Source organism: Protaetiibacter intestinalis (assembly GCF_003627075.1).
Classification (GTDB): domain Bacteria; phylum Actinomycetota; class Actinomycetes; order Actinomycetales; family Microbacteriaceae; genus Homoserinibacter; species Homoserinibacter intestinalis.
Genome location: NZ_CP032630.1, coordinates 871,483 through 892,265, shown reverse-complemented (window position 1 = coordinate 892,265; position 20,783 = coordinate 871,483). Strand labels below are relative to the sequence as shown.

General features: G+C 69.4%; 27 protein-coding genes. 24 read left to right on the top strand and 3 right to left on the bottom strand.

Going from position 1 to position 20,783, the window contains the following annotated elements:
- The first annotated feature begins 160 nt into the window (after positions 1-160).
- A complete protein-coding gene (locus D7I47_RS04370; protein WP_120761919.1) occupies positions 161-3,478 on the top strand; it encodes an SdrD B-like domain-containing protein in 3,318 nt (1,105 codons plus the stop codon).
- Between the two features lie 18 nt (positions 3,479-3,496).
- Here the strand turns inward: D7I47_RS04370 and D7I47_RS04365 are convergent, their stop codons facing one another.
- From D7I47_RS04365 to D7I47_RS04355, 3 genes are read right to left on the bottom strand one after another with little or no spacing between them, the layout of a single operon-like run.
- Entirely contained in the window at positions 3,497-4,630 is a 1,134-nt protein-coding gene (locus D7I47_RS04365; protein WP_120761918.1) for a Dyp-type peroxidase, read from the bottom strand.
- Positions 4,627-5,361 carry a hypothetical protein gene (locus D7I47_RS04360; protein ID WP_120761917.1) on the bottom strand — a complete coding sequence of 245 codons (735 nt, stop codon included), beginning with the start codon at positions 5,359-5,361 and terminating at the stop codon, positions 4,627-4,629. The genes D7I47_RS04365 and D7I47_RS04360 overlap by 4 nt, the downstream gene beginning before the upstream one ends.
- Positions 5,358-6,653, bottom strand: a complete 1,296-nt coding sequence (locus D7I47_RS04355) for a right-handed parallel beta-helix repeat-containing protein (RefSeq protein ID WP_157981628.1) — start codon at positions 6,651-6,653, stop codon at positions 5,358-5,360. The genes D7I47_RS04360 and D7I47_RS04355 overlap by 4 nt, the downstream gene beginning before the upstream one ends.
- A gap of 277 nt (positions 6,654-6,930) precedes the next feature.
- On the opposite strand from D7I47_RS04355, the gene D7I47_RS04350 reads away from it, so the two are divergent.
- The 23 genes from D7I47_RS04350 (at position 6,931) to rplO (ending at position 20,782) form a co-directional block, all read left to right on the top strand.
- Positions 6,931-8,535 carry a SpaH/EbpB family LPXTG-anchored major pilin gene (locus D7I47_RS04350; protein WP_157981627.1) on the top strand — a complete coding sequence of 535 codons (1,605 nt, stop codon included), beginning with the start codon at positions 6,931-6,933 and terminating at the stop codon, positions 8,533-8,535.
- A 62-nt stretch (positions 8,536-8,597) separates the two neighbouring features.
- Complete coding sequence (locus D7I47_RS04345; protein WP_227000833.1) at positions 8,598-9,566, top strand: class C sortase; 969 nt, start codon at positions 8,598-8,600, stop codon at positions 9,564-9,566.
- 227 nt (positions 9,567-9,793) lie between these two features.
- Positions 9,794-10,633: a hypothetical protein gene (locus D7I47_RS04340; RefSeq protein WP_120761913.1), complete on the top strand. Its 840-nt coding sequence runs from the start codon at positions 9,794-9,796 to the stop codon at positions 10,631-10,633.
- A 434-nt stretch (positions 10,634-11,067) separates the two neighbouring features.
- Positions 11,068-11,376 (top strand): 30S ribosomal protein S10, encoded by a 309-nt coding sequence (rpsJ, locus tag D7I47_RS04335; protein ID WP_120761912.1) that lies wholly within the window; start codon positions 11,068-11,070, stop codon positions 11,374-11,376.
- Between the two features lie 30 nt (positions 11,377-11,406).
- Positions 11,407-12,057 (top strand): 50S ribosomal protein L3, encoded by a 651-nt coding sequence (gene rplC / locus D7I47_RS04330; RefSeq protein WP_120761911.1) that lies wholly within the window; start codon positions 11,407-11,409, stop codon positions 12,055-12,057.
- A gap of 2 nt (positions 12,058-12,059) precedes the next feature.
- A complete protein-coding gene (rplD, locus tag D7I47_RS04325; RefSeq protein WP_120761910.1) occupies positions 12,060-12,713 on the top strand; it encodes a 50S ribosomal protein L4 in 654 nt (217 codons plus the stop codon).
- The gene (gene rplW, locus D7I47_RS04320; RefSeq protein WP_120761909.1) at positions 12,710-13,009 is read left to right on the top strand and encodes a 50S ribosomal protein L23; all 300 of its coding nucleotides are present in this window, start codon (positions 12,710-12,712) and stop codon (positions 13,007-13,009) included. The genes rplD and rplW overlap by 4 nt, the downstream gene beginning before the upstream one ends.
- A gap of 17 nt (positions 13,010-13,026) precedes the next feature.
- The gene (gene rplB / locus D7I47_RS04315) at positions 13,027-13,866 is read left to right on the top strand and encodes a 50S ribosomal protein L2 (RefSeq protein WP_120761908.1); all 840 of its coding nucleotides are present in this window, start codon (positions 13,027-13,029) and stop codon (positions 13,864-13,866) included.
- Positions 13,867-13,878: 12 nt separating this feature from the next.
- Complete coding sequence (gene rpsS, locus D7I47_RS04310; protein WP_120761907.1) at positions 13,879-14,160, top strand: 30S ribosomal protein S19; 282 nt, start codon at positions 13,879-13,881, stop codon at positions 14,158-14,160.
- 25 nt (positions 14,161-14,185) lie between these two features.
- The gene (rplV, locus tag D7I47_RS04305) at positions 14,186-14,584 is read left to right on the top strand and encodes a 50S ribosomal protein L22 (protein WP_120761906.1); all 399 of its coding nucleotides are present in this window, start codon (positions 14,186-14,188) and stop codon (positions 14,582-14,584) included.
- A complete protein-coding gene (rpsC, locus tag D7I47_RS04300; protein ID WP_120761905.1) occupies positions 14,584-15,330 on the top strand; it encodes a 30S ribosomal protein S3 in 747 nt (248 codons plus the stop codon). The genes rplV and rpsC overlap by 1 nt, the downstream gene beginning before the upstream one ends.
- Positions 15,331-15,332: 2 nt before the next feature.
- On the top strand, positions 15,333-15,752 hold the full coding sequence (rplP, locus tag D7I47_RS04295; protein ID WP_120761904.1) for a 50S ribosomal protein L16: 420 nt from the start codon (positions 15,333-15,335) through the stop codon (positions 15,750-15,752).
- Entirely contained in the window at positions 15,752-16,078 is a 327-nt protein-coding gene (gene rpmC, locus D7I47_RS15205) for a 50S ribosomal protein L29 (protein ID WP_120761903.1), read from the top strand. The genes rplP and rpmC overlap by 1 nt, the downstream gene beginning before the upstream one ends.
- Entirely contained in the window at positions 16,078-16,416 is a 339-nt protein-coding gene (rpsQ, locus tag D7I47_RS15200; RefSeq protein WP_120761902.1) for a 30S ribosomal protein S17, read from the top strand. The genes rpmC and rpsQ overlap by 1 nt, the downstream gene beginning before the upstream one ends.
- A 3-nt stretch (positions 16,417-16,419) precedes the next feature.
- Positions 16,420-16,788, top strand: a complete 369-nt coding sequence (rplN, locus tag D7I47_RS04280; RefSeq protein WP_120761901.1) for a 50S ribosomal protein L14 — start codon at positions 16,420-16,422, stop codon at positions 16,786-16,788.
- Positions 16,789-16,790: 2 nt separating this feature from the next.
- The gene (gene rplX / locus D7I47_RS04275) at positions 16,791-17,150 is read left to right on the top strand and encodes a 50S ribosomal protein L24 (RefSeq protein WP_120761900.1); all 360 of its coding nucleotides are present in this window, start codon (positions 16,791-16,793) and stop codon (positions 17,148-17,150) included.
- Positions 17,151-17,729 (top strand): 50S ribosomal protein L5, encoded by a 579-nt coding sequence (gene rplE / locus D7I47_RS04270; RefSeq protein WP_120761899.1) that lies wholly within the window; start codon positions 17,151-17,153, stop codon positions 17,727-17,729.
- Positions 17,730-17,810: 81 nt separating this feature from the next.
- Positions 17,811-18,209 (top strand): 30S ribosomal protein S8, encoded by a 399-nt coding sequence (gene rpsH, locus D7I47_RS04265; RefSeq protein WP_120761898.1) that lies wholly within the window; start codon positions 17,811-17,813, stop codon positions 18,207-18,209.
- A gap of 6 nt (positions 18,210-18,215) precedes the next feature.
- Positions 18,216-18,752, top strand: coding sequence for a 50S ribosomal protein L6 (gene rplF / locus D7I47_RS04260; protein WP_120761897.1), 537 nt, complete (start codon positions 18,216-18,218; stop codon positions 18,750-18,752).
- Between the two features lie 2 nt (positions 18,753-18,754).
- Complete coding sequence (rplR, locus tag D7I47_RS04255; RefSeq protein ID WP_120763797.1) at positions 18,755-19,114, top strand: 50S ribosomal protein L18; 360 nt, start codon at positions 18,755-18,757, stop codon at positions 19,112-19,114.
- A 47-nt stretch (positions 19,115-19,161) separates the two neighbouring features.
- Entirely contained in the window at positions 19,162-19,827 is a 666-nt protein-coding gene (gene rpsE, locus D7I47_RS04250; protein ID WP_227000943.1) for a 30S ribosomal protein S5, read from the top strand.
- On the top strand, positions 19,827-20,012 hold the full coding sequence (rpmD, locus tag D7I47_RS04245) for a 50S ribosomal protein L30 (protein WP_120761896.1): 186 nt from the start codon (positions 19,827-19,829) through the stop codon (positions 20,010-20,012). Before rpsE ends, rpmD begins: the two co-directional genes overlap by 1 nt.
- Positions 20,012-20,782: a 50S ribosomal protein L15 gene (gene rplO, locus D7I47_RS04240; protein ID WP_120761895.1), complete on the top strand. Its 771-nt coding sequence runs from the start codon at positions 20,012-20,014 to the stop codon at positions 20,780-20,782. Before rpmD ends, rplO begins: the two co-directional genes overlap by 1 nt.
- Position 20,783 lies beyond the last annotated feature (1 nt).

Here is a 20,783-nt window from a genome sequence, read left to right as displayed (position 1 = left end):
CGCATGGATGGGTCCACCCTGGCCCGCGTTCTTACCCGACGCTCGCGCGACATCCAACCCGATTCCGTGGAGTCGCATGCCTCCCGCACGCCTCATCATGCCCGCGCGCCCGACGCGCAGGCGTCGTCGGCGTGCCCTCGCATTGGTAGGCGTATTCGCGGTGCTGGCCTCCACGGTGGTCGTCGTCGAAAGCGGCGCCGACCCCGCGGAGGCCGTGGCAGGACAGGTGACGGGGCGCGTCTTCCGGGACTACGACGCCGACGGGGTCTACGCTGCGACAGCATCGGGCAACCGCGTCGCCGAGGTGGGCCTCGCGGGGGTCACGGTGACCGCCTACAACGGCGCCGGCACCAGTGTCGGCACGACGACCACCGCGAGTGGCGGCGGCTACACACTGTCCGGTCTCGGCAACAACACCGCGCTCCGCATCGAGTTCACGGGGTACCCCGCGGGCTTCACCGACTCCACGCGGGGCGGAACCGCGACCGCCACCACGACCGCGAACACCTCCAACACGAGCGTCCAGTTCGTCTCGACGGGCACGAACGGGGCCTCGGAGGTGAACCTCGGCCTTCACAAGGAGACCGACCTCGCCAAGTCGACGGCGACGCCCATCATCACCGCCGTGCAGGCCGTCGGCACGTACAACGGCAACTCCTCGGGCGCATCCGCGATCACCTACATCACGCGCGCGGCGGCGACGAACACCGCCGCGACCACTGCGGCGTCGACCGTCGCGACGTTCTCCCAGGTCGGAGCGACCTGGGGCGTCGCGATGCAGGCCCTGCCCCGCACGAGCTCGACCGCCAACGAGGGCTACTACGTGTACGCCTCCGCCGTCGTGAAGCGGCACTCGGGGCTCGGCCCGGCGGGACTCGCGGGGCTCTATCGGATGTCGGTGACCGCGAACTCCACCACGGGGGCACGGGTCGGCACCGGCACCGCGACGGTCGAGCGCATCAACCTGGCGGGCACGGGCATGCCGAGCTACGGCACCTTCACACGCACGACGGCCGACCTCAACTCCAGCAACACCGACACGGGTCAAGCGCCCGACTCGGGCGCCTTCGCCGCCGCCGGCACCCAGGGGATCGGCGGCATCGCTTACGACGACGGCTACCTCTACGTCGTGAACCTGTACGACCGCAATGTGTACCGCTACGCGCTCAGCACGCTCGCCTTCTCGACGAACGCCACCATCCCGACGCCGAGCGCCGCGCCCACCCTCATCTCCACGGGTCTGGCGTCGGGCGAGCGGCCGTGGGCGATCTCGGTGCACCAGGGGCGGATCTACCTCGGCGTCGCGAACGAGAACGGTCTGACGGCCCGGGTGCTGTCGCTGCCCGTCGGGTCGACGAGCGGCTGGACGCAGGAGCTGTCGTTCTCGCTCGGGTACCAGCGGGGCATCGCATGGAGTACCGCCGCCCCGACCACGGGTCAGACGCAGGCGCAGTGGCACGCGTGGGAGAGCAACCCGGCGACCCTCTACACGGCGTCCAATCTCGGTTCCACCTGGACCACCTGGCAGTTGAGCGCCTACGGTCAGGCGATCCTCTCGGGACTCGACTTCGACGACGGCGGCAACATGCTGATCGGCCTGGCCGACCGCTTCAGCCTGCAGTCGGGTGAGAAGGACCCCTGGCCCAATCAGACGAACCTCGTCGTCGCGACTCCGGTCGGCGACACCCTCTACGCGGGTGTCTCGAGCACCGGCGCCTTCTCTCTCGAGAACGGTGCGAGCCAGGCGGGCGCGACCGCGCCGACACTGCTGACCGTGATGACGGCCGGCAATGAGGCGGCCGCGCGTCAGCCCGGTTACGGGGGGACCGTCGCGACCACGAGCGAGCAGTGGACGCGGCGCAACATCCAGCATGGCGGTCGGGAGTTCTTCGAGGACAGCCTGCGCTACGACGGCGCCGGCGGCATCGACGGTCAGGGCGTCGTGCACGACGAGACCACGCTCGGCGCGGTCGCCGCACTCCCCGGCATCGCCCAGGTGGTCACCTCCTCGTACGACGCGGCGACGTCCTACAACTCGGCGGGCAACCGCTTCCTCGACCTCACCGACGGCCACGGCATCGACGGCTTCAACCAGTACACGCAGAACGACATGTACTTCGGCAAGGGCGGCGGCATCGGCGGGGTCGCCGTGCTGCTCTCGGATGCGCCCGTCGAGATCGGCAACCGCGCCTGGTATGACGCGGACGCCGACGGCATCCAGGATGCCGACGAGCCTGCCCTCAACGGGCTGACCGTGCAGCTGTGGACGGCAGACAGCAGCGGGAACCCGGTGAGCCAGGTGGGCGCGTCCAAGACGACGGCGACCGTCAACGGGCAGGCAGGCACCTACTACTTCCGCAGCCAGGACGCGGCGACCGATCCCACGACCGGCTTCACCAAGAACGGCGACTACGTCGTGAAGTTCGTGAAACCGACGACAGGCTCGCCCACCTACGTGTGGCCGGGGACGACGCCGACCGCGTTCAGCACGACTCCCACCTGGGCCCAACTCGAACTCACGACCCGCACGGCGGGCAGCAACGACCTCATCGACTCGAACCCCGATCCGGTGACCGGCAACGCCCCCGTGACGGTCGGAGACTTCGGCGACGACGACCACTCGATCGATGCCGGCTACGTCGCCCTGCGCACCTACACGATCACCAAGACGATCGCCGCGGGCACTGCACCGCCGGGCGCCCAGTTCACCATCGACGTCTCGTCGGCGACCAACTTCCGCGGCGACGACGTGCTCTCGCCAACGAACTCGACGACCGACGCGTCGCGCGTCACCGTCGAGACGACGAGCTACACGCTGGCCGCCGGACAGACGCTCACGACGACGGAGCGCATCCCCTACGGGTACACCCTGCGGTTCACCGAGGCCGGCATCCCGGGGGCCGCCGTCGCCTTCTCGCCCAACATCGGCACGAGCGACGACACCGGTCAACTGGTGCTCTCGGCGAGTGCGGGCGCACTCACCGTCGCCAACAGCTACACGACCGTCACCGTCACCAAGGCGCTCTCGCCGACCGTGACGCTCCCCGGAGGCACCACCTTCCCGATCGAGTACACCCTCGACGGCGGCTCGACGCAGAGCACGACCGTCGCGGTCGGCACCCCGCTCACGCTCTCGGTGCCGTACGCGACCGTGGTGAAGCTGCGCGAGCCGCTCGTCGGCCCCTTCAGCTGGGGCGGATGGGCGTGGGGCACAGGCACCTGGACCAACGGCGCGACGTCGCTCACCCCCGACGCGAACGGGTGGGTCACCGTCACGGCCAACTCGAGCACGGCCGCGGTGGCGCTCACCCTGACGAACCACCCGTACGTGCCCCCCGCGCTGCCCTTCGCGGGTGGACCCGCGAGCGACCTCTTCACGATCGGCGGGGCGCTCGTGCTCGCGATCGGGCTCGGTCTCGGCACCTGGCAGCTGCTGCGGCGCAGGCGGCAGGGCACGCGGGCGGCGCACCGGGCCTGACCGGCGGGCGGGCGCAGCTCAGAACAGCGACGCGCCCAGGTCCGATCCGTCGCGCATCCCCGGAAGGATCGCGAACGCCGCCGTCGCAGTCGGAGTCGCGAACGCCATCAGCGCGTCGGTCTCGTCGAGCCGTAGTTGGGTGCGTGCGAAGGTCTGTACGTCATTCTGATACGAGATGAACAGATGCCCGTGGTCGTCGTCGGATGCGCGGTAGCTGTAACTGCGTCGCAGCATGAGCGCGCTGCCGGTGAACGAGGGATGGGCGGCCCGGGCGTGTGCGCGCGCCGGCACGAGCAGGGCGCCGTCGGGCGTCTTCGCGTCGAGGTCGACCTGGTCGTCGCGTGCGCCGCCCGACAGGGGAGCCCCGGTTGCCTGCTCGCGGCCGACCGTCGCGTCGCGTTCGGCGGGCGAGAGTCGCCGGAACCCCTCGACGTCGAGCCGGAACCGGCGCATGACGCAGATGGTGCCGCCGGCGAGCGGACCCTCGGCGATCATGACGTCGTCGCGGAGCTCCTGCTCGCTTCGCGGCACGATGATGCCGTCGAAGTACCCGAAGGGGTTGCGTCCGACGCCCTCGACCGGAGTGCCGCGATAGCCGAACTCGGACCAGCGCATCCGCGCTCCTCCCACCTGCTCCATCAACCAGGAGGCGACGGGCTCGAGGATCGTCGGGTCGGAGGCGTTCACACCGAGCAGGAGCTCGCCGCCGCGGCGGTCCGCGGGGAGTGCCGCATCTCCCGCGAACTCGGGGAGCTCGAGGAGCGTGGCGAGTTCGGAGTGACCGGACGCCCCGAGTGCACCGGGCCCGATGCCGACCGTGACCGTCAGGTCGCCCGGGCCGTCGGGGGTGAGGTCCGCGAGCCCGCGCGACGGGTCGGTCATGAGCGCGATCTGCGTACCGAGCGCGCCGAGCGTCGTGCGCAGCGCGGTCGTGTCGAGATCGGCGACCACGACGAGGCAGTGCTGCTGCGGCATTGCGGGGCGCGTCACGCCCGCCTGCTGGGCACCGAGGGCCGGGACGCCCGTCGCGGGCGTCTGCTCGCCCGCGACGGCTCGGAACCCGATCGCGCCGCCGACGGCGGCGGCGGTCGCGCCGGCGCCGACGATGAGGGCTCGCCGTGACAGCTCGGTCGGCTCGGTCTCGTCGCTCACGATCCCCCTTCCGGCAGCGCAAGACGCGGGCCGTCGGCGCCGAAGTCGACCGCCGTCCAACTCGCGTTGAGGTGGACCTCCGCGCGCCGCAGCAGGCCATCGCCGTCGACCCACAGCCGCAACGGCGATGCATCCGGATCTGCGGATGCGGTGGCCTCGAGCGGTTCGTCGGTCGGCGGTGCCGCGAACACCGTCACCGCGGTGCCGTCGATCACACCGGAGCGCAGCCGGAGTGCGCCCGACTGCTGCACGAGCAGGGGGTTGTCGGGGCGGTCCTGGCCGAGCGCGCTGATCGTGGCGAGCAGGGCGAAGAGCGGCGACGCCTCGGGGTCGAGCTCCTGGAACTGCCAACCGGCCTCGTCCGTGTCCGGGATGGGCATCGCAGGGAAACCATCCGCGTCGGGCGTCGTCAGGATGGCGCCCACCGTCGCATCGCTCCACAGCAACGCCTCCGCGTCGAAGGAACCGCTCGCCGTCGCGTAGCCGAGCGCCGCCTCCCAGTCCACCCACCCGGTGAGTTCGGTCGCGACCCCGGAGACGCTGATCGACGTCGAGAAGGCACGGCTTCCTGCGTCGAAGTTGCGGAAGCGCGTGACGGCGAGCAGCTGCGCCTCCTCGCTCGTGACGGCGCGCGGGCCGTCCTCCGGCTGCTCGTCCGTCGACCCGCACGCGGCGAGGACGAGCATGAGCACGACGGCGAGCCCGCCGACTACGACGCTCCGTGCCTTCATCGCGAACCCGACAGCTCGGCGAACAGCGCGACGTCCGGCACCTCGAGCGCCGACACGTCCGGCAACTCGATCGCGTCGGGCAGCGGTTCGCGGGAGACGGGTCGTTCGAGCTGCGGCTGGTCGCGGGGCGCGGCCACCCGCAGGAAGCTCACGCCCTTCGGCACCGCGGGGCCGGCGAGCTCCGCCGTCGCAGGCTGCGCGTCGCCGGTCCCGGCGCAGCCGGCCGCGAGCGCGGAGGCGAGCTCCGCAGGCGCGCTCGCGGGCGCGTCCACCCAGCAGTTGCCGGTCGCGGGGGTGCGATCGGCGGAGAGGTTCGCGATCGCGACCGTGCCGTCGACGATGTTGCCGGCGAAGCGGTTGCCGCTCGCCGGGATGTCCTCCGTATTGGTGAGGATGACGGCCGCCCGCGGGTTGCCCGTGATGCGATTGCGCTCGATCAGGTTGCGCTGGCCGCCGGAGATCCCGACTCCCGTCGCGAAGCCCCCGTCCGCCTGCGACGGGGAGTCGGCCTCCGTGTTGTCGGTGATGAGGTTGCCGACGACGGTGTTGCCGCGCTGCGGGGTGAACGCCTCCTGGTAGCTCGACAGCAGGGTCATCCCCACCCGATTGCCGGAGAAGCGGTTTCCCACCACGACGACCGAATCGCTCGCGTTCGCGTTCTCGAAGCCCACTGCATTGCGCTCGGCCACGTTGCCCGTCACGAGGATGTCGCACTGCTCGCACTGGCCCACGTAGAAGCCGCTGTCGGCCGAGCCCGACGCGTAGGAATCGCGGATGACGCCGTGCTGCGAATCGAACGCGTAGATCCCGTAGAGACCGTTGTTGGAGGCAGTCACGTGATCGACGAGGAAGCGCTGCAGCGGGGGGAACTTCTCGGGGTCCCAGCCCGTGTAGCTGTCGCCGCCGGGCTCCGCGGGCTGATCGCCGTCGTGCACGCCGGAGATCAGCACGCCGTAGAAGGTCGCGCCGGTGACGGTCAGGTTCTCGATGCGCACCCCGTCGGCGATCCCCACGATCCCGTAGGGGCGGATGCCGCCGCCGTCGATGATCGTGGCGTTGCGGTCCTCGCCGCGGATGGTGACGTCCGTCTTGTCGACGACGAGCTGCTCCTCGTACCGGCCCGCCGCGATCGTGATGACGCCGCCCGGTGCGACGAGCTCCATCGCCTCCGCGAGAGTCGCGGCGTCGGCGGGCACCGCGACCTCGTCCCGCAGCGTCGGCGCGGCGCATCCGTTGAGCGTCGCCGCCGCGAGCACGACCGCCATGAGGGCTGCGGGCGGGCGTCGGGACACGGGGCAAGTGTAGACAGCGCTCCCATCGCCCTTGCTGCGCGCTCACCGATGCGACCACAACGGGGGGGCGAGCGGCGAAAGCGCTCCCTCCTAGACTCGGAACGTCGCAGTGGGCCCTTACCCGACCCTGCGCCGCTTACCCCGGTGCGCGCGACAACCGACCCGAACCTCTCGAGGCGTGTGCCGTGTGCGCCCACGCCTCGGCACGTCTGCGCGCGCGGAATCGGGATCGGTCGCATCACCGACGCACTGAGAACCCGAAACCAGAGAGATGGACATGACCATCACCACCCGTCACAGCCGCACCCGGCGCGCGTTCGCCGCCGCCGGCGCACTCGCCCTCGGCCTCATCGGCGTCGCCGGTGTCGCCGGCTCCGCATCCGCCGACACCGTGGGCGACGTCGGCAACATCGACGTCACCCAGGACGGCCACGGCTCGCTCGTCATCACCAAGTACGAGCGTTCGAGCTCCAACGGCAGCACGGCCGGCAACGGAACGCCCGTGACCGTGTCGGGCGACACCATCAACGGCGTGACCTTCTCGATCCAGGAGGTCGTGACGTCGCCGGGCAACGCCTCGCTCGACCTCACCACGAACGCCGGATGGACGCAGGCGCAGGCGATCAAGAGCGCATGGTCCGCAAGCGCGCCCACCACGCTTCCCTCGGGCTACGCCCTGACCACCGCCGTCACCCAGACGACGGCCGGCGCCGGTGTCGCCACCTTCGCCAACCTCGGCTTCGGCCTCTACCTCGTGCGGGAGACCACCCCGCTCGCCGAGGGCATCATCGACCCGGCGCTGCCGTTCCTGGTCACGATCCCGTTCCCGACCGGCACCCTCGCCGGCAACAGCGCCGAGTGGCTCTACGACGTGCACGTGTATCCGAAGAACGGTGTGACGGAGCTCACCAAGGACGTCATCGGCGCCGACGTCGACGACGCGTTCTACACCCAGGCCGGCCACGTGAGCTGGACGATCGCCAGCGATGTTCCGCTCCTGCCGAACACGCAGAACCTGACCCAGTTCCGACTCGTCGACACCATCGACACGGCCGAGCTCGCCTTCGTCGCCACGTCGGCGACCCTGCCGACGGATGTCTCCGGCTACGCGGTCCGCGCCTACGCGGCCGGCAGCACGACGCCGCTCGCCGGGCTCACCACCGCGATGTACACGATCGACGAGGCTGCGTCCGCGACCGGCACGCTCGAACTGCGGTTCACCAACGCGGGCCTCACGTACCTGCAGGACAACGCCCAGGGCGGCCACGTCGAGTTCGACGTGCCGACCACGGTCGTGACCCCCGGCACCGAGACCCTCGAGAACGACGTCACCTCGTACGTGAACTCGTCCGTGCTGCACGCCGACGCCGAGCAGCCGTTCGGCGAGCTCCTCGTCTTCAAGTACGCCGAGACGACAGGAGCGACCCCGACCGAGACGCCGCTCACCGGCGCGACCTTCCAGCTCTACGCCGACGGCAACGGCAACGGCTACGCCGACACGGGCGAGCTCGTCACGATCGGGGGTCAGACCTCCTGGACGGTGACGAGCGTCGACGGCACGCTGCACATCGCGGGCATCAAGCCGGGCGCCTACATGCTCGTCGAGTCGTCGGCTCCGGCGGGCTACGTCACGCCGACCGGTTCGACCCTCGGCAGCGCGGAGAACCCGCACGACGTCACGGTCGTCGCGGGTGCGGCCGACGCGGGCACCGGCGTCAACTACCAGGACGTCGAGAACTACCAGGTCGACCCGTGGATGCTGCCCTTCACCGGTGGCAACGGCGTGCTGACCTTCAGCCTCACGGGTGCCGGCCTCATGGCGCTCGCCCTCGGATTCGCGTTCGTCGCGTTCCGCCGCCGCAAGCGGGCCGAGCAGCACTGATCCGACACTGAGACGATGGCGGGGGTATCCACGGATGCCCCCGCCGTCGTCGTGAGGAGAGCATGACCACCGTCGCCACCATCCGCCACCGCCGCCGATCCCGGCGCGCGGGCGGATGGCGGATGCCCTGGCTCGCGTTCGCGACGGTGGTGATCTTCGTGCTCGGCACCCTCGTCTTCCTCGCGCCGACGATCGCCAACTGGTTCTCCCAGGTGGAGCAGGCGCACCGCATCACCGAACTGGACGACGGGGTCGAAGATCTCAGCACGACCGCGCGCGAACACGCGATCGAGCAGGCCCGTCGCTACAACACGACACTCGTCGGCGGCGCGGTCGTGGCGGCGAACGAGCGCATCCCGCAATCGGCCGGCGGGTCCGACAGCGCCGACCTCGGCTACGACCAGCTGTTGCGCGCCGACTCGGAGGGCCTCATGGCCCGTATCAAGATCCCCGTCATCGGAGTCGACCTGCCCGTGTATCACGGCACCGACGATGCGACCCTCGAGGAGGGCATCGGGCACCTCGAGGGAACCGCGTTGCCGGTCGGGGGCGTCGGCACGCGTTCCGTGCTCACGGGACACCGCGGGCTCGCGACCTCCGAGCTGTTCACCAACCTCGACAAGGTGCAGATCGGCGACACGTTCACGATCGAGGTGTTCGGCGAGGTGCTGACCTATCAGGTGGTCACGACGGAAGTCGTCGAGCCCGAGGACTCGAAGGCGCTCTATCCCGTCGCCGACCGCGATCTCGTGACCCTCGTGACGTGCACCCCTCTCGGTATCAACAGTCACCGCATCCTCGTGACGGGGGAGCGGATCCTGCCCACCCCGCAGGACGATGTCGACGCGGCGGGCAATCCGCCCACGATCCCCGGCTTCCCCTGGTGGATGGTGATCCTGGGTGCCGTGCTCGTCCTCGCGACGGTCTACGTCTACCTCTCCGGTCGCCCCCGCCGCCTCACCCGCTCCCGTTCTGCTGCGGTTTCGGCGCCCCGCGCGGGTTCCGCCGACGGCGGATCGCCGAAACCGTAGCGAAGCCCGCCTGCGCGTCCCCTCCTCCCCAGGGGCGTGTGCGGCGCAGAGTGCGCAGCTCCCCGAAACGGCGGCAGGACGCCGACGCGGGCGCGGCATCGTGAGGGGATGCAGGACACCGCGCATCCCGAACTGATCCTCGCGCGCGAGCTCAGCCGCTTCGACTTCGACGACCCGGCCGCGCGGCGGCTCGCGGGGAGCTCGTCCGCATCCGCCGGGGGATCTACGTGCGCACCGAGGAGTGGGAACAGCTCGGCGCGCGCGACAGGTATCTCGCCGTCGTCCGCGGGTACGCGCTCAGCCGCCGTGAGCAGCCCGTGCTGTCGCACGACTCGGCGGCCGTCGCGTGGGGCCTCCCGCACGTGGGTCCGCAGCCGCACGAGGTGCACATCGCCAACGACGACCCGCGAGGCGGCCGTGCGCGAGCCGGGGTGCGCGCGCATCTGATGCGGCTGGAACCGGACGACGTGACGACCGTCGACGGCGTGCTCGTCACGTCGCTGCGCCGCACGATCGTGGATCTCGCGGCGACGGCATCCGTCATGACCGCGGTGAGCGCCATCGATCACGTGCTGCACGTGGATCGGCGCGGGGTGGCGCGCACCGAGGTCACGCGCGAGGAGCTGCTCGAGCTGCTCGGCGCGGCGCTGCCGTTGCGCGGTTCGGTGCGGGCGCTCGCGCGCATCGAGTTCGGCGAGTCGGGTGCGGCGAATGCGGGGGAGTCGACGAGCCGGGTGACCCTCGCGCACATCGGCGCGCCCGCCCCCATCCTGCAGCGCACCTTCGTCACCGAGCTCGGCGAGTTCGACACCGACTTCTACTTCGAGGAGGCGGATACGGCGGCCGAGCTCGACGGCAAGCAGAAGTATCTCGATCCGGCGTTCCGCTCCGGACGTTCCGCCGAACGGGTGGTGTACGACGAGAAGCTCCGGGAGGACGCCATCCGCCGCCGGGTGCGCGCCTTCCTCCGCTGGGGGATGGCCGCAGGCATGAATCGCGACACCCTCCGCACGCTCCTCGTCTCGGTGGGCGTCCCGGTCGGCCGCGCGCGGCCGCGCATCAGCTGATCCGCTGCGGATTCGGCGCTCCGCCGCCGGCGAAACCGCGGCGGAGCGCCGAAACCGCCACATACGTAGCGGGACGATCGTCGGGGCGACCCGCGCATCCGCTTCCCCGTGAACCCGCCGTGAGCGCGACACGCCCGGGTTGCAGCAAATGCCGGCGTGTGGCAGACTTTCATGGTTCAACACGCCGCGCATCCGTGTGCGGCTCACTGTCCTGGCAGTGCACAGCCCCTGGTCCGATGGATCGGAAGCGGCTGGGCCGCGGGCAGCAGAACGAAGCTTCAATCGAATCCCGAAACCCTGTGGGGTGACGTGCGTCCTGCGCGCGTCGCGCCGGGGGCCAGGTGATTGACAGAAGAACAGCGGTGCGCATCGAAGGATGCGCGGATGTGCGGGCCGGGATCGGTGCCGCACGGGAACAAGGAAGAGAGCTGACCATGGCGGGACAGAAGATCCGCATCCGGCTGAAGTCGTACGACCACGCCGGCCTCGATGCATCGGCGCGCAAGATCGTCGACACCGTGACCCGTGCGGGTGCGACCGTCGTCGGCCCCGTGCCCCTCCCGACGGAGAAGAACGTGGTCGTCGTGATCCGTTCGCCCCACAAGTACAAGGACAGCCGCGAGCACTTCGAGAAGCGCACCCACAAGCGCCTCATCGACATCATCGACCCGACGCCGAAGGCGGTCGACTCGCTCATGCGTCTCGACCTGCCCGCCGACGTCAACATCGAGATCAAGCTCTAGCCGAGCGATCCGGAAGCCAGAAGGAAACCCATGTCTGCAGTGAAGACGACCAAGGGTCTGCTGGGCACCAAGCTCGGCATGACCCAGGTCTGGGACGAGAACAACAAGCTCGTGCCCGTGACCGTGGTCCAGATCACCCCCAACGTCGTGACCCAGGTCCGCACGGTCGAGAAGGACGGCTACGAGGCCGTCCAGATCGCCTACGGCCAGATCGACCCGCGCAAGGTCAACAAGCCCGCCGCCGGCCACTTCGAGGCCGCCGGGGTCACCCCGCGCCGTCACCTCACCGAGGTGCGCACCGCCGACGCCGCCGAGTACTCGCTCGGCCAGGAGCTCGCGGTCGACATCTTCGAGGCCGGCCAGCTCGTCGACGTCGTCGGCACGAGCAAGGGCAAGGGCTTCGCCGGTGTCATGAAGCGCCACAACTTCAAGGGCGTCTCCGCCTCGCACGGTGCGCACCGCAACCACCGCAAGCCCGGCTCGATCGGCGCCTCCTCGACCCCCAGCCGTGTCTTCAAGGGCATGCGCATGGCGGGCCGCATGGGTGGCGAGCGCGTCACCGTGCAGGGCCTCAAGGTCCACTCGGTGGATGCCGAGAAGGGCCTCCTGCTGGTCAAGGGCGCCGTCCCCGGTGCCCGCGGCCGCATCGTCTTCGTCCGCAACGCCGTGAAGGGTGCCTGATCATGGCCGCTAACACTCTCGACGTCGTCGACGCCAAGGGCAAGAAGGCCGGTTCGGTCGAGCTGCCCGGCGCGATCTTCGACGTGCAGACCAACGTCCCCCTCATCCACCAGGTCGTGACCGCCCAGCTCGCCGCCGCGCGCCAGGGCACCCACAAGACCAAGGGTCGCGGTGAGGTCTCCGGCGCCGGCCGCAAGCCGTTCAAGCAGAAGGGAACCGGTCGCAGCCGTCAGGGCTCGATCCGCGCCCCCGAGCACACCGGCGGTGGCGTCGTGCACGGACCGGTGCCGCGCGACTACTCGCAGCGCACCCCCAAGAAGATGATCGCCGCGGCCCTGCTCGGCGTGCTCTCGGACCGCGCCCGCGGCGAGCGTCTTCACGTCATCTCCTCGTTCGGCGTCGACGCGCCCTCGACCAAGGGCGCCGCCGAGGTGCTCTCGGGTCTCGGTGCGACGAAGAACGTGCTCGTGGTCCTCGACCGCGGCGACGACAACGGCGCGCTCAGCGTCCGCAACCTCGCCTACGTGCACGTGCTCTACGCCGACCAGCTCAACGCCTACGACGCGGTCGTCTCCGACGACATCGTCTTCACCCGTGCGGCCTTCGACACCTTCGTGGCCTCGAAGAGCGCCAAGACCGAGGAGGCTGCCCAGTGAGCGGCTACAACAAGGACCCCCGCGACATCATCCTCGCGCCGGTCGTGAGCGAGAAGAGCTACGGGCTCATCGACGAGGGCAAGTACACCTTCATCGTCGACCCCCGCTCGAACAAGACCGAGATCAAGCTGGCGATCGAGAAGATCTTCGGCGTCAAGGTCGCCTCGGTGAACACCATCAACCGCGTCGGCAAGACCCGCCGCACCCGGTTCGGCATCGGCAAGCGCAAGGACACCAAGCGCGCCATCGTCACGCTCAAGTCCGGCTCGATCGACATCTTCACGGCTGTCGGCTAAGGACCAGGAAGAGAATCATGGCTATTCGCAAGTACAAGCCGACGACCCCGGGTCGTCGTGGCTCGTCGGTCGCCGACTTCGCGGAGATCACGCGCTCGACGCCCGAGAAGTCGCTCCTCAAGCCGCTCCCGAAGACCGGTGGTCGCAACAACACGGGCCGCATCACCACCCGCCACATCGGCGGTGGGCACAAGCGCCAGTACCGCGTCATCGACTTCAAGCGCAACGACAAGGACGGCGTCAACGCCAAGGTCGCGCACATCGAGTACGACCCGAACCGCACCGCGCGCATCGCGCTGCTGCACTTCGTGGACGGCACCAAGCGCTACATCCTCGCGCCGAACAAGCTGAACCAGGGCGACATCGTCGAGTCGGGTCCCGGCGCCGACATCAAGCCCGGCAACAACCTGCCGCTCAAGAACATCCCCGTGGGTACCGTCATCCACGCCATCGAGCTCAAGCCCGGTGGCGGCGCGAAGATGGCCCGCTCGGCCGGCGCCTCGGTGCGTCTCGTCGCCAAGGACGGCCCCTACGCGCAGCTGCGTCTGCCCTCGGGCGAGATCCGCAACGTCGACGTGCGCTGCCGCGCCACGATCGGCGAGGTCGGCAACGCCGAGCAGTCGAACATCAACTGGGGCAAGGCCGGTCGCAAGCGCTGGAAGGGCGTGCGTCCGACGGTCCGCGGTGTCGCGATGAACCCGATCGACCACCCGCACGGTGGTGGTGAGGGCAAGACCTCCGGTGGTCGCCACCCGGTCAGCCCGTGGGGTCAGAAGGAGGGCCGCACGCGCCGTCCGAACAAGGAAAGCGACAAGCTCATCGTCCGTCGTCGCACCGTCGGCAAGAAGCGCAAGTAGAGGTAGAGAAGAATGCCGCGCAGTCTCAAGAAGGGCCCCTTCGTCGACGAGCACCTGTTCCGCAAGGTGCAGACTCAGAACGAGGCCGGTTCCAAGAACGTGATCAAGACCTGGTCGCGCCGATCGATGATCGTGCCCGCGATGCTGGGCCACACGATCGCCGTCCACGACGGACGCAAGCACATCCCGGTCTTCGTGACCGAGACCATGGTGGGTCACAAGCTCGGCGAGTTCGCGCCGACGCGCACCTTCCGTGGACACGAGAAGGACGACAAGAAGGGTCGTCGCCGCTGACGCGGCGATACGAGGAGGAAGAGAAATGGTGGAGTCGATCGCCCGCGTGCGACACATCCGCGTGACGCCTCAGAAGGCCCGTCGCGTCGTGGACCTCATCCGTGGCAAGCAGGCTCAGGAGGCGCTCGCCATCCTGAAGTTCGCCCCGCAGGGTGCGAGCGAGCCCGTCTACAAGCTCGTGGCGTCCGCGATCGCGAACGCCCGCGTGAAGGCGGATGCGAGCAACAGCTACCTCGACGAGGCCGACCTCGTGGTCGCGCGCGCCTTCGTCGACGAGGGCACCACGCTCAAGCGGTTCCAGCCGCGTGCCCAGGGCCGCGCGTTCCGCATCAACAAGCGCACGAGCCACATCACCGTCGTGCTCGCCACGCCGGACGAGCCGGTGCTCGCCGGCACGGCTGCTGCGAAGAAGGCAGGTAAGTAATGGGCCAGAAGGTCAACCCCTACGGCTTCCGTCTGGGAATCACCACCGACCACACGTCGCGCTGGTTCTCCGACTCGACGAAGCCCGGTCAGCGCTACGCCGACTACGTGGCCGAGGACGTCAAGATCCGCAACCTGCTGACGAAGAACCTCGACCGCGCCGGTGTCGCCAAGATCGAGATCGAGCGCACCCGCGACCGCGTCCGCGTGGACATCCACACGGCCCGCCCGGGTATCGTCATCGGCCGCCGCGGCGCCGAGGCCGAGCGCATCCGCGCCGACCTCGAGAAGCTCACCGGCAAGCAGATCCAGCTCAACATCCTCGAGGTGAAGAACCCCGAGGCCGAGGCCCAGCTCGTCGCCCAGGGCATCGCGGAGCAGCTCAGCGCCCGTGTCGCGTTCCGTCGCGCCATGCGCAAGGGCCTCCAGGGTGCCCAGCGCGCCGGCGCCAAGGGCGTCCGGATCCAGGTCTCGGGCCGCCTCGGCGGCGCGGAGATGAGCCGCTCGGAGTTCTACCGCGAGGGTCGCGTGCCGCTGCACACCCTCCGCGCGAACATCGACTACGGCTTCTACGAGGCCAAGACCACCTTCGGCCGCATCGGCGTGAAGGTCTGGATCTACAAGGGCGACATCACCAACAAGGAACTCGCTCGCGAGCAGGCCGCCCAGAAGTCGGCCCGCCCCGAGCGTCGTGACGGCGCGCGTCGTGGCCCCCGGGCCGAGGCCGCCGCAGGAGTCGAGGCGTAATCATGCTCATTCCCCGCAAGGTCAAGCACCGCAAGCAGCACCACCCGGGTCGTTCCGGGCAGGCCACCGGCGGCACGAAGGTCAGCTTCGGCGAGTTCGGCATCCAGGCGCTCACCCCCGCCTACGTGACCAACCGCCAGATCGAGTCCGCTCGTATCGCCATGACCCGTCACATCAAGCGTGGCGGCAAGGTGTGGATCAACATCTACCCCGACCGTCCGCTCACCAAGAAGCCGGCCGAGACCCGCATGGGTTCCGGTAAGGGTTCGCCGGAGTGGTGGGTCGCCAACGTCAAGCCCGGCCGGGTCCTCTTCGAGGTCTCCGGCGTCAGCGAGGAGCTCGCCCGCGGCGCGCTCACCCGGGCCATCCACAAGCTGCCGCTCAAGGCACGCATCATCAAGCGCGAGGAGGGCGACGCATAATGGCCGTCGGATCCAAGGAGCTCGCCCCGGCAGAGCTCGACACCTTCGAGGACGACCGCCTGGTCGACGAGCTGAAGAAGGCCAAGGAGGAGCTGTTCAACCTGCGCTTCCAGGCCGCCACCGGTCAGCTCGAGAGCCACGGCCGCCTGCGTGCCGTGAAGCGCGACATCGCGCGCATCTACACCGTCATCCGTGAGCGCGAGCTCGGCATCCGTGCCACGCCCGCCCCCATCGAGGTGCCCGCCAAGGCCACCAAGGCCAAGGCCAAGAAGTCGGAGGCCGCCGAGGCCCCCGCCGATGAGACCGCTGAGGAGGCGAACAAGTAATGGCTGAGACCAAGAAGGCCGCCGCGAAGCCGGCGACGAAGGCCGCCGGACACGAGTCCGCCGCCCACGACGTCAAGGACGCGGACGCCCGCGGCTACCGCAAGGTGCGCCGTGGCTACGTCACGAGCGACAAGATGGACAAGACCATCGTCGTCGAGGTCGAGGACCGCGTGAAGCACCCGCTGTACGGCAAGGTCATCCGCCGCAGCTCGAAGATCAAGGCCCACGACGAGCAGAACACCGCCGGCATCGGCGACCTCGTCGTCATCTCGGAGACCCGTCCGCTCTCGGCGACGAAGCGCTGGCGTCTCGTCGAGATCGTGGAGAAGGCGAAGTAACCCATGATCCAGCAGGAATCCCGCCTCAAGGTCGCCGACAACACCGGCGCCAAGGAGCTCCTCACCATCCGCGTGCTCGGCGGCTCCGGCCGTCGCTACGCGGGCCTCGGTGACGTCATCGTCGCCACGGTCAAGGACGCGATCCCCGGCGGCAACGTGAAGAAGGGCGACGTCGTCAAGGCGGTCGTCGTCCGCACCAGGAAGCAGACGCGCCGTCCCGACGGCTCGTACATCAAGTTCGACGAGAACGCCGCCGTGATCCTGAAGAACGACGGGGACCCCCGTGGCACCCGCATCTTCGGCCCGGTCGGTCGTGAGCTTCGCGACAAGAAGTTCATGAAGATCATCTCGCTGGCCCCGGAGGTCATTTAGTCATGGCGAACATCAAGAAGGGCGACCTCGTCCAGGTCATCAGCGGACCCTCGCAGGCCCGCGGCGGTGACCGGGGCAAGCAGGGTCGCGTCATCGAGGTCCAGGTCGAGAAGAACCGGGTCGTCGTCGAGGGCATCAACTACGTCACCAAGCACGTCCGCGTGGGCCAGACCCAGCGCGGCACGAAGACCGGTGGCATCGAGACCCACGAGGCGCCCATCCACATCTCGAACGTGGCGCTCGTCGACCCCAAGACCAAGAAGCCGACCCGCGTGGGTTTCCGTGAGGAGACCGTCGAGAAGGACGGCGTGAAGAAGACCGTTCGCGTGCGCTACGCGAAGAAGTCCGGAGAGAAGCTCTAAATGGCGAACGCGACTGCCGCGGTGGCTGGCAAGAACCAGCCCCGCCTCAAGCAGAAGTACCGTGACGAGATCACGAAGACCCTGACCGAGGAGTTCGGCTACGCGAACCCCATGCAGGTGCCGGGCCTCGTGAAGATCGTCGTCAACACCGGTGTCGGCGAGGCCGCCCGCGACTCCAAGGTGATCGACGGGGCCGTCAAGGACCTCATCCTCATCACCGGCCAGAAGCCGCAGGTCACCAAGGCCCGCAAGTCGATCGCCCAGTTCAAGCTGCGCGAGGGCATGCCGATCGGCGCCCACGTGACGCTCCGCGGCGACCGCGCGTGGGAGTTCCTCGACCGCCTGCTGTCGCTCGCGCTGCCGCGCATCCGCGACTTCCGCGGGCTCAACCCCAAGCAGTTCGACGGCAACGGCAACTACACCTTCGGTGTCACCGAGCAGTCGATCTTCCACGAGATCAACCAGGACCAGATCGACCGCGTGCGCGGCTTCGACATCACGGTCGTGACCACCGCCAAGACGGATGACGAGGGCCGGGCTCTGCTCCGCGCGCTCGGCTTCCCGTTCAAGGCGGAGTAAGGCCCGCTCGCGGGTTCATCAAACAGGTCGGCATCGGGTGTACCGGGTGTCGAAACCGATTGAGATAAGGAAAACAACGAAATGACGATGACAGATCCGGTCGCAGACCTGCTGACCCGTCTGCGCAACGCGAACCGTGCGTACCACGACACGGTCTCGCTTCCGAGCAGCAAGCTCAAGACCCACATCGCCGAGATCCTCCAGCGCGAGGGCTACATCGCCGGGTGGAAGGTCGAGGAGGCCCGCGTGGGCCACACCCTGACCATCGACCTCAAGTACGGCCCCAACCGCGAGCGGTCGATCGCCGGCATCAAGCGCGTCTCCAAGCCGGGTCTGCGCGTCTACGCGAAGTCCACCGAGATCCCCCACGTGCTGGGCGGCCTCGGCGTGGCGATCCTGTCCACCTCCTCGGGGCTCCTCACGGACCGCGAGGCGAGCAAGAAGGGCGTCGGCGGGGAAGTCCTCGCCTACGTGTGGTGAGCTGAGATGTCTCGTATCGGACGCCTTCCCATCGACGTGCCCGCCGGCGTCACCGTGACGATCGACGGCCAGGACGTCAGCGTCAAGGGCCCCAAGGGCGAGCTCGCGCTCACCGTCAAGAGCCCCATCGAGGTCAAGCTCGAGGACGGCCAGGTGCTCGTCACCCGTCCCGACGACGAGCGCGAGTCGCGCTCGCTGCACGGCCTCACCCGCACCCTCATCGCGAACCAGATCATCGGCGTGACCGACGGCTACTCCAAGAGCCTCGAGGTCGTCGGAACCGGTTACCGCGTGGCGGCGAAGGGCAGCTCGGTCGAGTTCGCGCTCGGCTACTCGCACCCCATCACCGTCGACCCGCCCGCAGGGATCTCGTTCGAGGTCGAGGGCAACAACAAGCTCCACGTCCGCGGCATCGACAAGCAGGCCGTGGGCGAGGTGGCGGCCAACATCCGGAAGCTGCGCAAGCCCGAACCCTACAAGGGCAAGGGTGTGCGTTACTCCGGCGAGGTCGTCCGCCGCAAGGCCGGAAAGAGTGGTAAGTGATCATGGCTGGCATCAGCAAGTCGGCGCAGCGCAACCGTCGCCACGCGCGCCTGCGCAAGCGCATCGCCGGGACCGCGGACCGTCCGCGTCTCGTCGTCACCCGTTCGGCCCGCCACGTCTTCGTGCAGGTCGTCGACGACAGCAAGGGCCACACCGTGGCCTCCGCGTCGACCCTCGAGGCGGACCTGCGCACCTTCGACGGTGACAAGACCGCGAAGGCGAAGAAGGTCGGCGAGCTCGTCGCCGAGCGCGCCAAGAAGGCGGGCGTCGAGGCGGTCGTGTTCGACCGCGGCGGCAACAAGTACGCCGGACGCGTCGCGGCCATCGCCGAGGGCGCCCGTGAGGGAGGGCTGGAGCTGTGAGCGACGCCACCGAGAACAAGGAGAACCAGGACGTGCAGTCCGAGGAGATCACCGAGGGTCAGGTCGTGGAGACCGCCGCCGGCACGCAGTCGCAGGGTGAGCCCCGCGAGCAGCGTCGCGGCAGCCGCGAGCGCAACCCGCGCAACGACCGTGGCGCCCGTGGCGCCCGCGAGGAGAGCCAGTTCCTCGAGCGCGTCGTCACCATCAACCGCGTGTCGAAGGTCGTGAAGGGCGGACGCCGCTTCAGCTTCACGGCGCTCGTCGTCGTGGGCGACGGCAACGGCACCGTCGGCGTCGGCTACGGCAAGGCGCGCGAGGTGCCGCTCGCGATCTCGAAGGGCGTCGAGGAGGCGAAGAAGAACTTCTTCCGCGTCCCGCGCGTCGGCGCCACCATCCCGCACCCCGTGCAGGGTGAGGCCGCCGCCGGTGTGGTGCTGCTGCGCCCCGCCGCCGCCGGTACCGGCGTCATCGCCGGTGGTCCGGTGCGCGCCGTGCTCGAGTGCGCCGGCATCCACGACGTGCTGTCGAAGTCCCTCGGGTCCTCGAACACGATCAACATCGTCCACGCGACGGTCGCGGCCCTCACCCAGCTCGAGGAGCCCCGCGCCGTCGCCGCCCGCCGCGGCCTCGAGTTCGAGGACGTCGCCCCGGAGCGCCTGGTGCGCGCCGAGGCCGACGCGCGTGCGGCCGCTACCGCGAAGGTCGGTGCCTGATGTCCGCGCGTCTCAAGGTGACCCAGATCAAGTCCGTAATCAGCGAGAAGCAGAACCAGCGCGACACCCTGCGCAGCCTGGGCCTCAAGCGCATCGGCGATGTCGTCGTGCGCGAGGACACCCCGGCGAACCGCGGGTACGTCCGTGCGGTCGCTCACCTCGTGAAGGTCGAGGAGATTGACTAATGGCTGACGAGAAGAAGCCGACTGAGAAGAAGGCCGCCGCTCCGAAGGCCGCCGCCGAGAAGGCGACGACCGAGAAGAAGGCCCCCGCCAAGGCCGCAGCTCCGAAGGCCGCAGCCGCGGAGAAGAAGCCCGCCGCCGAGAAGGCCGCCCCCAAGGCGACCGCCTCGAAGGCCGCCGCCGAGAAGCCGGCTGCCGAGAAGAAGGCCCCCGCGAAGGCTGCCGCCCCCAAGGCCGCCGCCGCCGCGAAGGCCGACGACACGGTCGCCGAGAAGCCGGCCGCCAAGCCCGCCGCCAAGAAGGCGCCCGCGAAGTCCTCCGACGTCGCGTCGCGCCCGCAGGTGCTCAAGGCCCACCACCTCCGCCCCGCGGAGGGTGCCAAGAAGGCCAAGACCCGCGTCGGACGCGGTGAGGGCTCGAAGGGCAAGACCGCCGGTCGCGGCACCAAGGGCACCAAGGCCCGCTACCAGGTGCGCGTCGGCCTCGAGGGCGGCAACCTCAACTCGGTCATGCGCGCCCCGAAGCTCCGCGGCTTCAAGAACCCGTTCCGGGTCGAGTACCAGGTCGTGAACCTGGAGCGGCTCGCCGAGCTCTACCCCTCGGGCGGCGACGTCACCATCAGCGACCTGGTCGCCAAGGGTGCCGTGCGCAAGAACGAGAAGGTCAAGGTGCTCGGCGCCGGCGAGATTGCGGTTAAGCTGAACGTTGCGGTCGACAAGGTCTCGAGCTCTGCGGAGCAGAAGATCGTCGCCGCCGGCGGCTCCGTCAAGTAGC

Bases quoted from the DNA above. Each gene is read 5' to 3' on its own strand.
- D7I47_RS04360 (WP_120761917.1), bottom strand. From the start codon at position 5,361: ATGAAGGCACGGAGCGTCGTAGTCGGCGGGCTCGCCGTCGTGCTCATG.
- D7I47_RS04350 (WP_157981627.1), top strand. From the start codon at position 6,931: ATGACCATCACCACCCGTCACAGCCGCACCCGGCGCGCGTTCGCCGCC.
- D7I47_RS04345 (WP_227000833.1), top strand. From the start codon at position 8,598: ATGACCACCGTCGCCACCATCCGCCACCGCCGCCGATCCCGGCGCGCG.
- rpsJ (WP_120761912.1), top strand. From the start codon at position 11,068: ATGGCGGGACAGAAGATCCGCATCCGGCTGAAGTCGTACGACCACGCC.
- rplC (WP_120761911.1), top strand. From the start codon at position 11,407: ATGTCTGCAGTGAAGACGACCAAGGGTCTGCTGGGCACCAAGCTCGGC.
- rplD (WP_120761910.1), top strand. From the start codon at position 12,060: ATGGCCGCTAACACTCTCGACGTCGTCGACGCCAAGGGCAAGAAGGCC.
- rplB (WP_120761908.1), top strand. From the start codon at position 13,027: ATGGCTATTCGCAAGTACAAGCCGACGACCCCGGGTCGTCGTGGCTCG.
- rpsS (WP_120761907.1), top strand. From the start codon at position 13,879: ATGCCGCGCAGTCTCAAGAAGGGCCCCTTCGTCGACGAGCACCTGTTC.
- rplV (WP_120761906.1), top strand. From the start codon at position 14,186: ATGGTGGAGTCGATCGCCCGCGTGCGACACATCCGCGTGACGCCTCAG.
- rpsC (WP_120761905.1), top strand. From the start codon at position 14,584: ATGGGCCAGAAGGTCAACCCCTACGGCTTCCGTCTGGGAATCACCACC.
- rplP (WP_120761904.1), top strand. From the start codon at position 15,333: ATGCTCATTCCCCGCAAGGTCAAGCACCGCAAGCAGCACCACCCGGGT.
- rpmC (WP_120761903.1), top strand. From the start codon at position 15,752: ATGGCCGTCGGATCCAAGGAGCTCGCCCCGGCAGAGCTCGACACCTTC.
- rpsQ (WP_120761902.1), top strand. From the start codon at position 16,078: ATGGCTGAGACCAAGAAGGCCGCCGCGAAGCCGGCGACGAAGGCCGCC.
- rplN (WP_120761901.1), top strand. From the start codon at position 16,420: ATGATCCAGCAGGAATCCCGCCTCAAGGTCGCCGACAACACCGGCGCC.
- rplX (WP_120761900.1), top strand. From the start codon at position 16,791: ATGGCGAACATCAAGAAGGGCGACCTCGTCCAGGTCATCAGCGGACCC.
- rplE (WP_120761899.1), top strand. From the start codon at position 17,151: ATGGCGAACGCGACTGCCGCGGTGGCTGGCAAGAACCAGCCCCGCCTC.
- rpsH (WP_120761898.1), top strand. From the start codon at position 17,811: ATGACGATGACAGATCCGGTCGCAGACCTGCTGACCCGTCTGCGCAAC.
- rplF (WP_120761897.1), top strand. From the start codon at position 18,216: ATGTCTCGTATCGGACGCCTTCCCATCGACGTGCCCGCCGGCGTCACC.
- rplR (WP_120763797.1), top strand. From the start codon at position 18,755: ATGGCTGGCATCAGCAAGTCGGCGCAGCGCAACCGTCGCCACGCGCGC.
- rpmD (WP_120761896.1), top strand. From the start codon at position 19,827: ATGTCCGCGCGTCTCAAGGTGACCCAGATCAAGTCCGTAATCAGCGAG.
- rplO (WP_120761895.1), top strand. From the start codon at position 20,012: ATGGCTGACGAGAAGAAGCCGACTGAGAAGAAGGCCGCCGCTCCGAAG.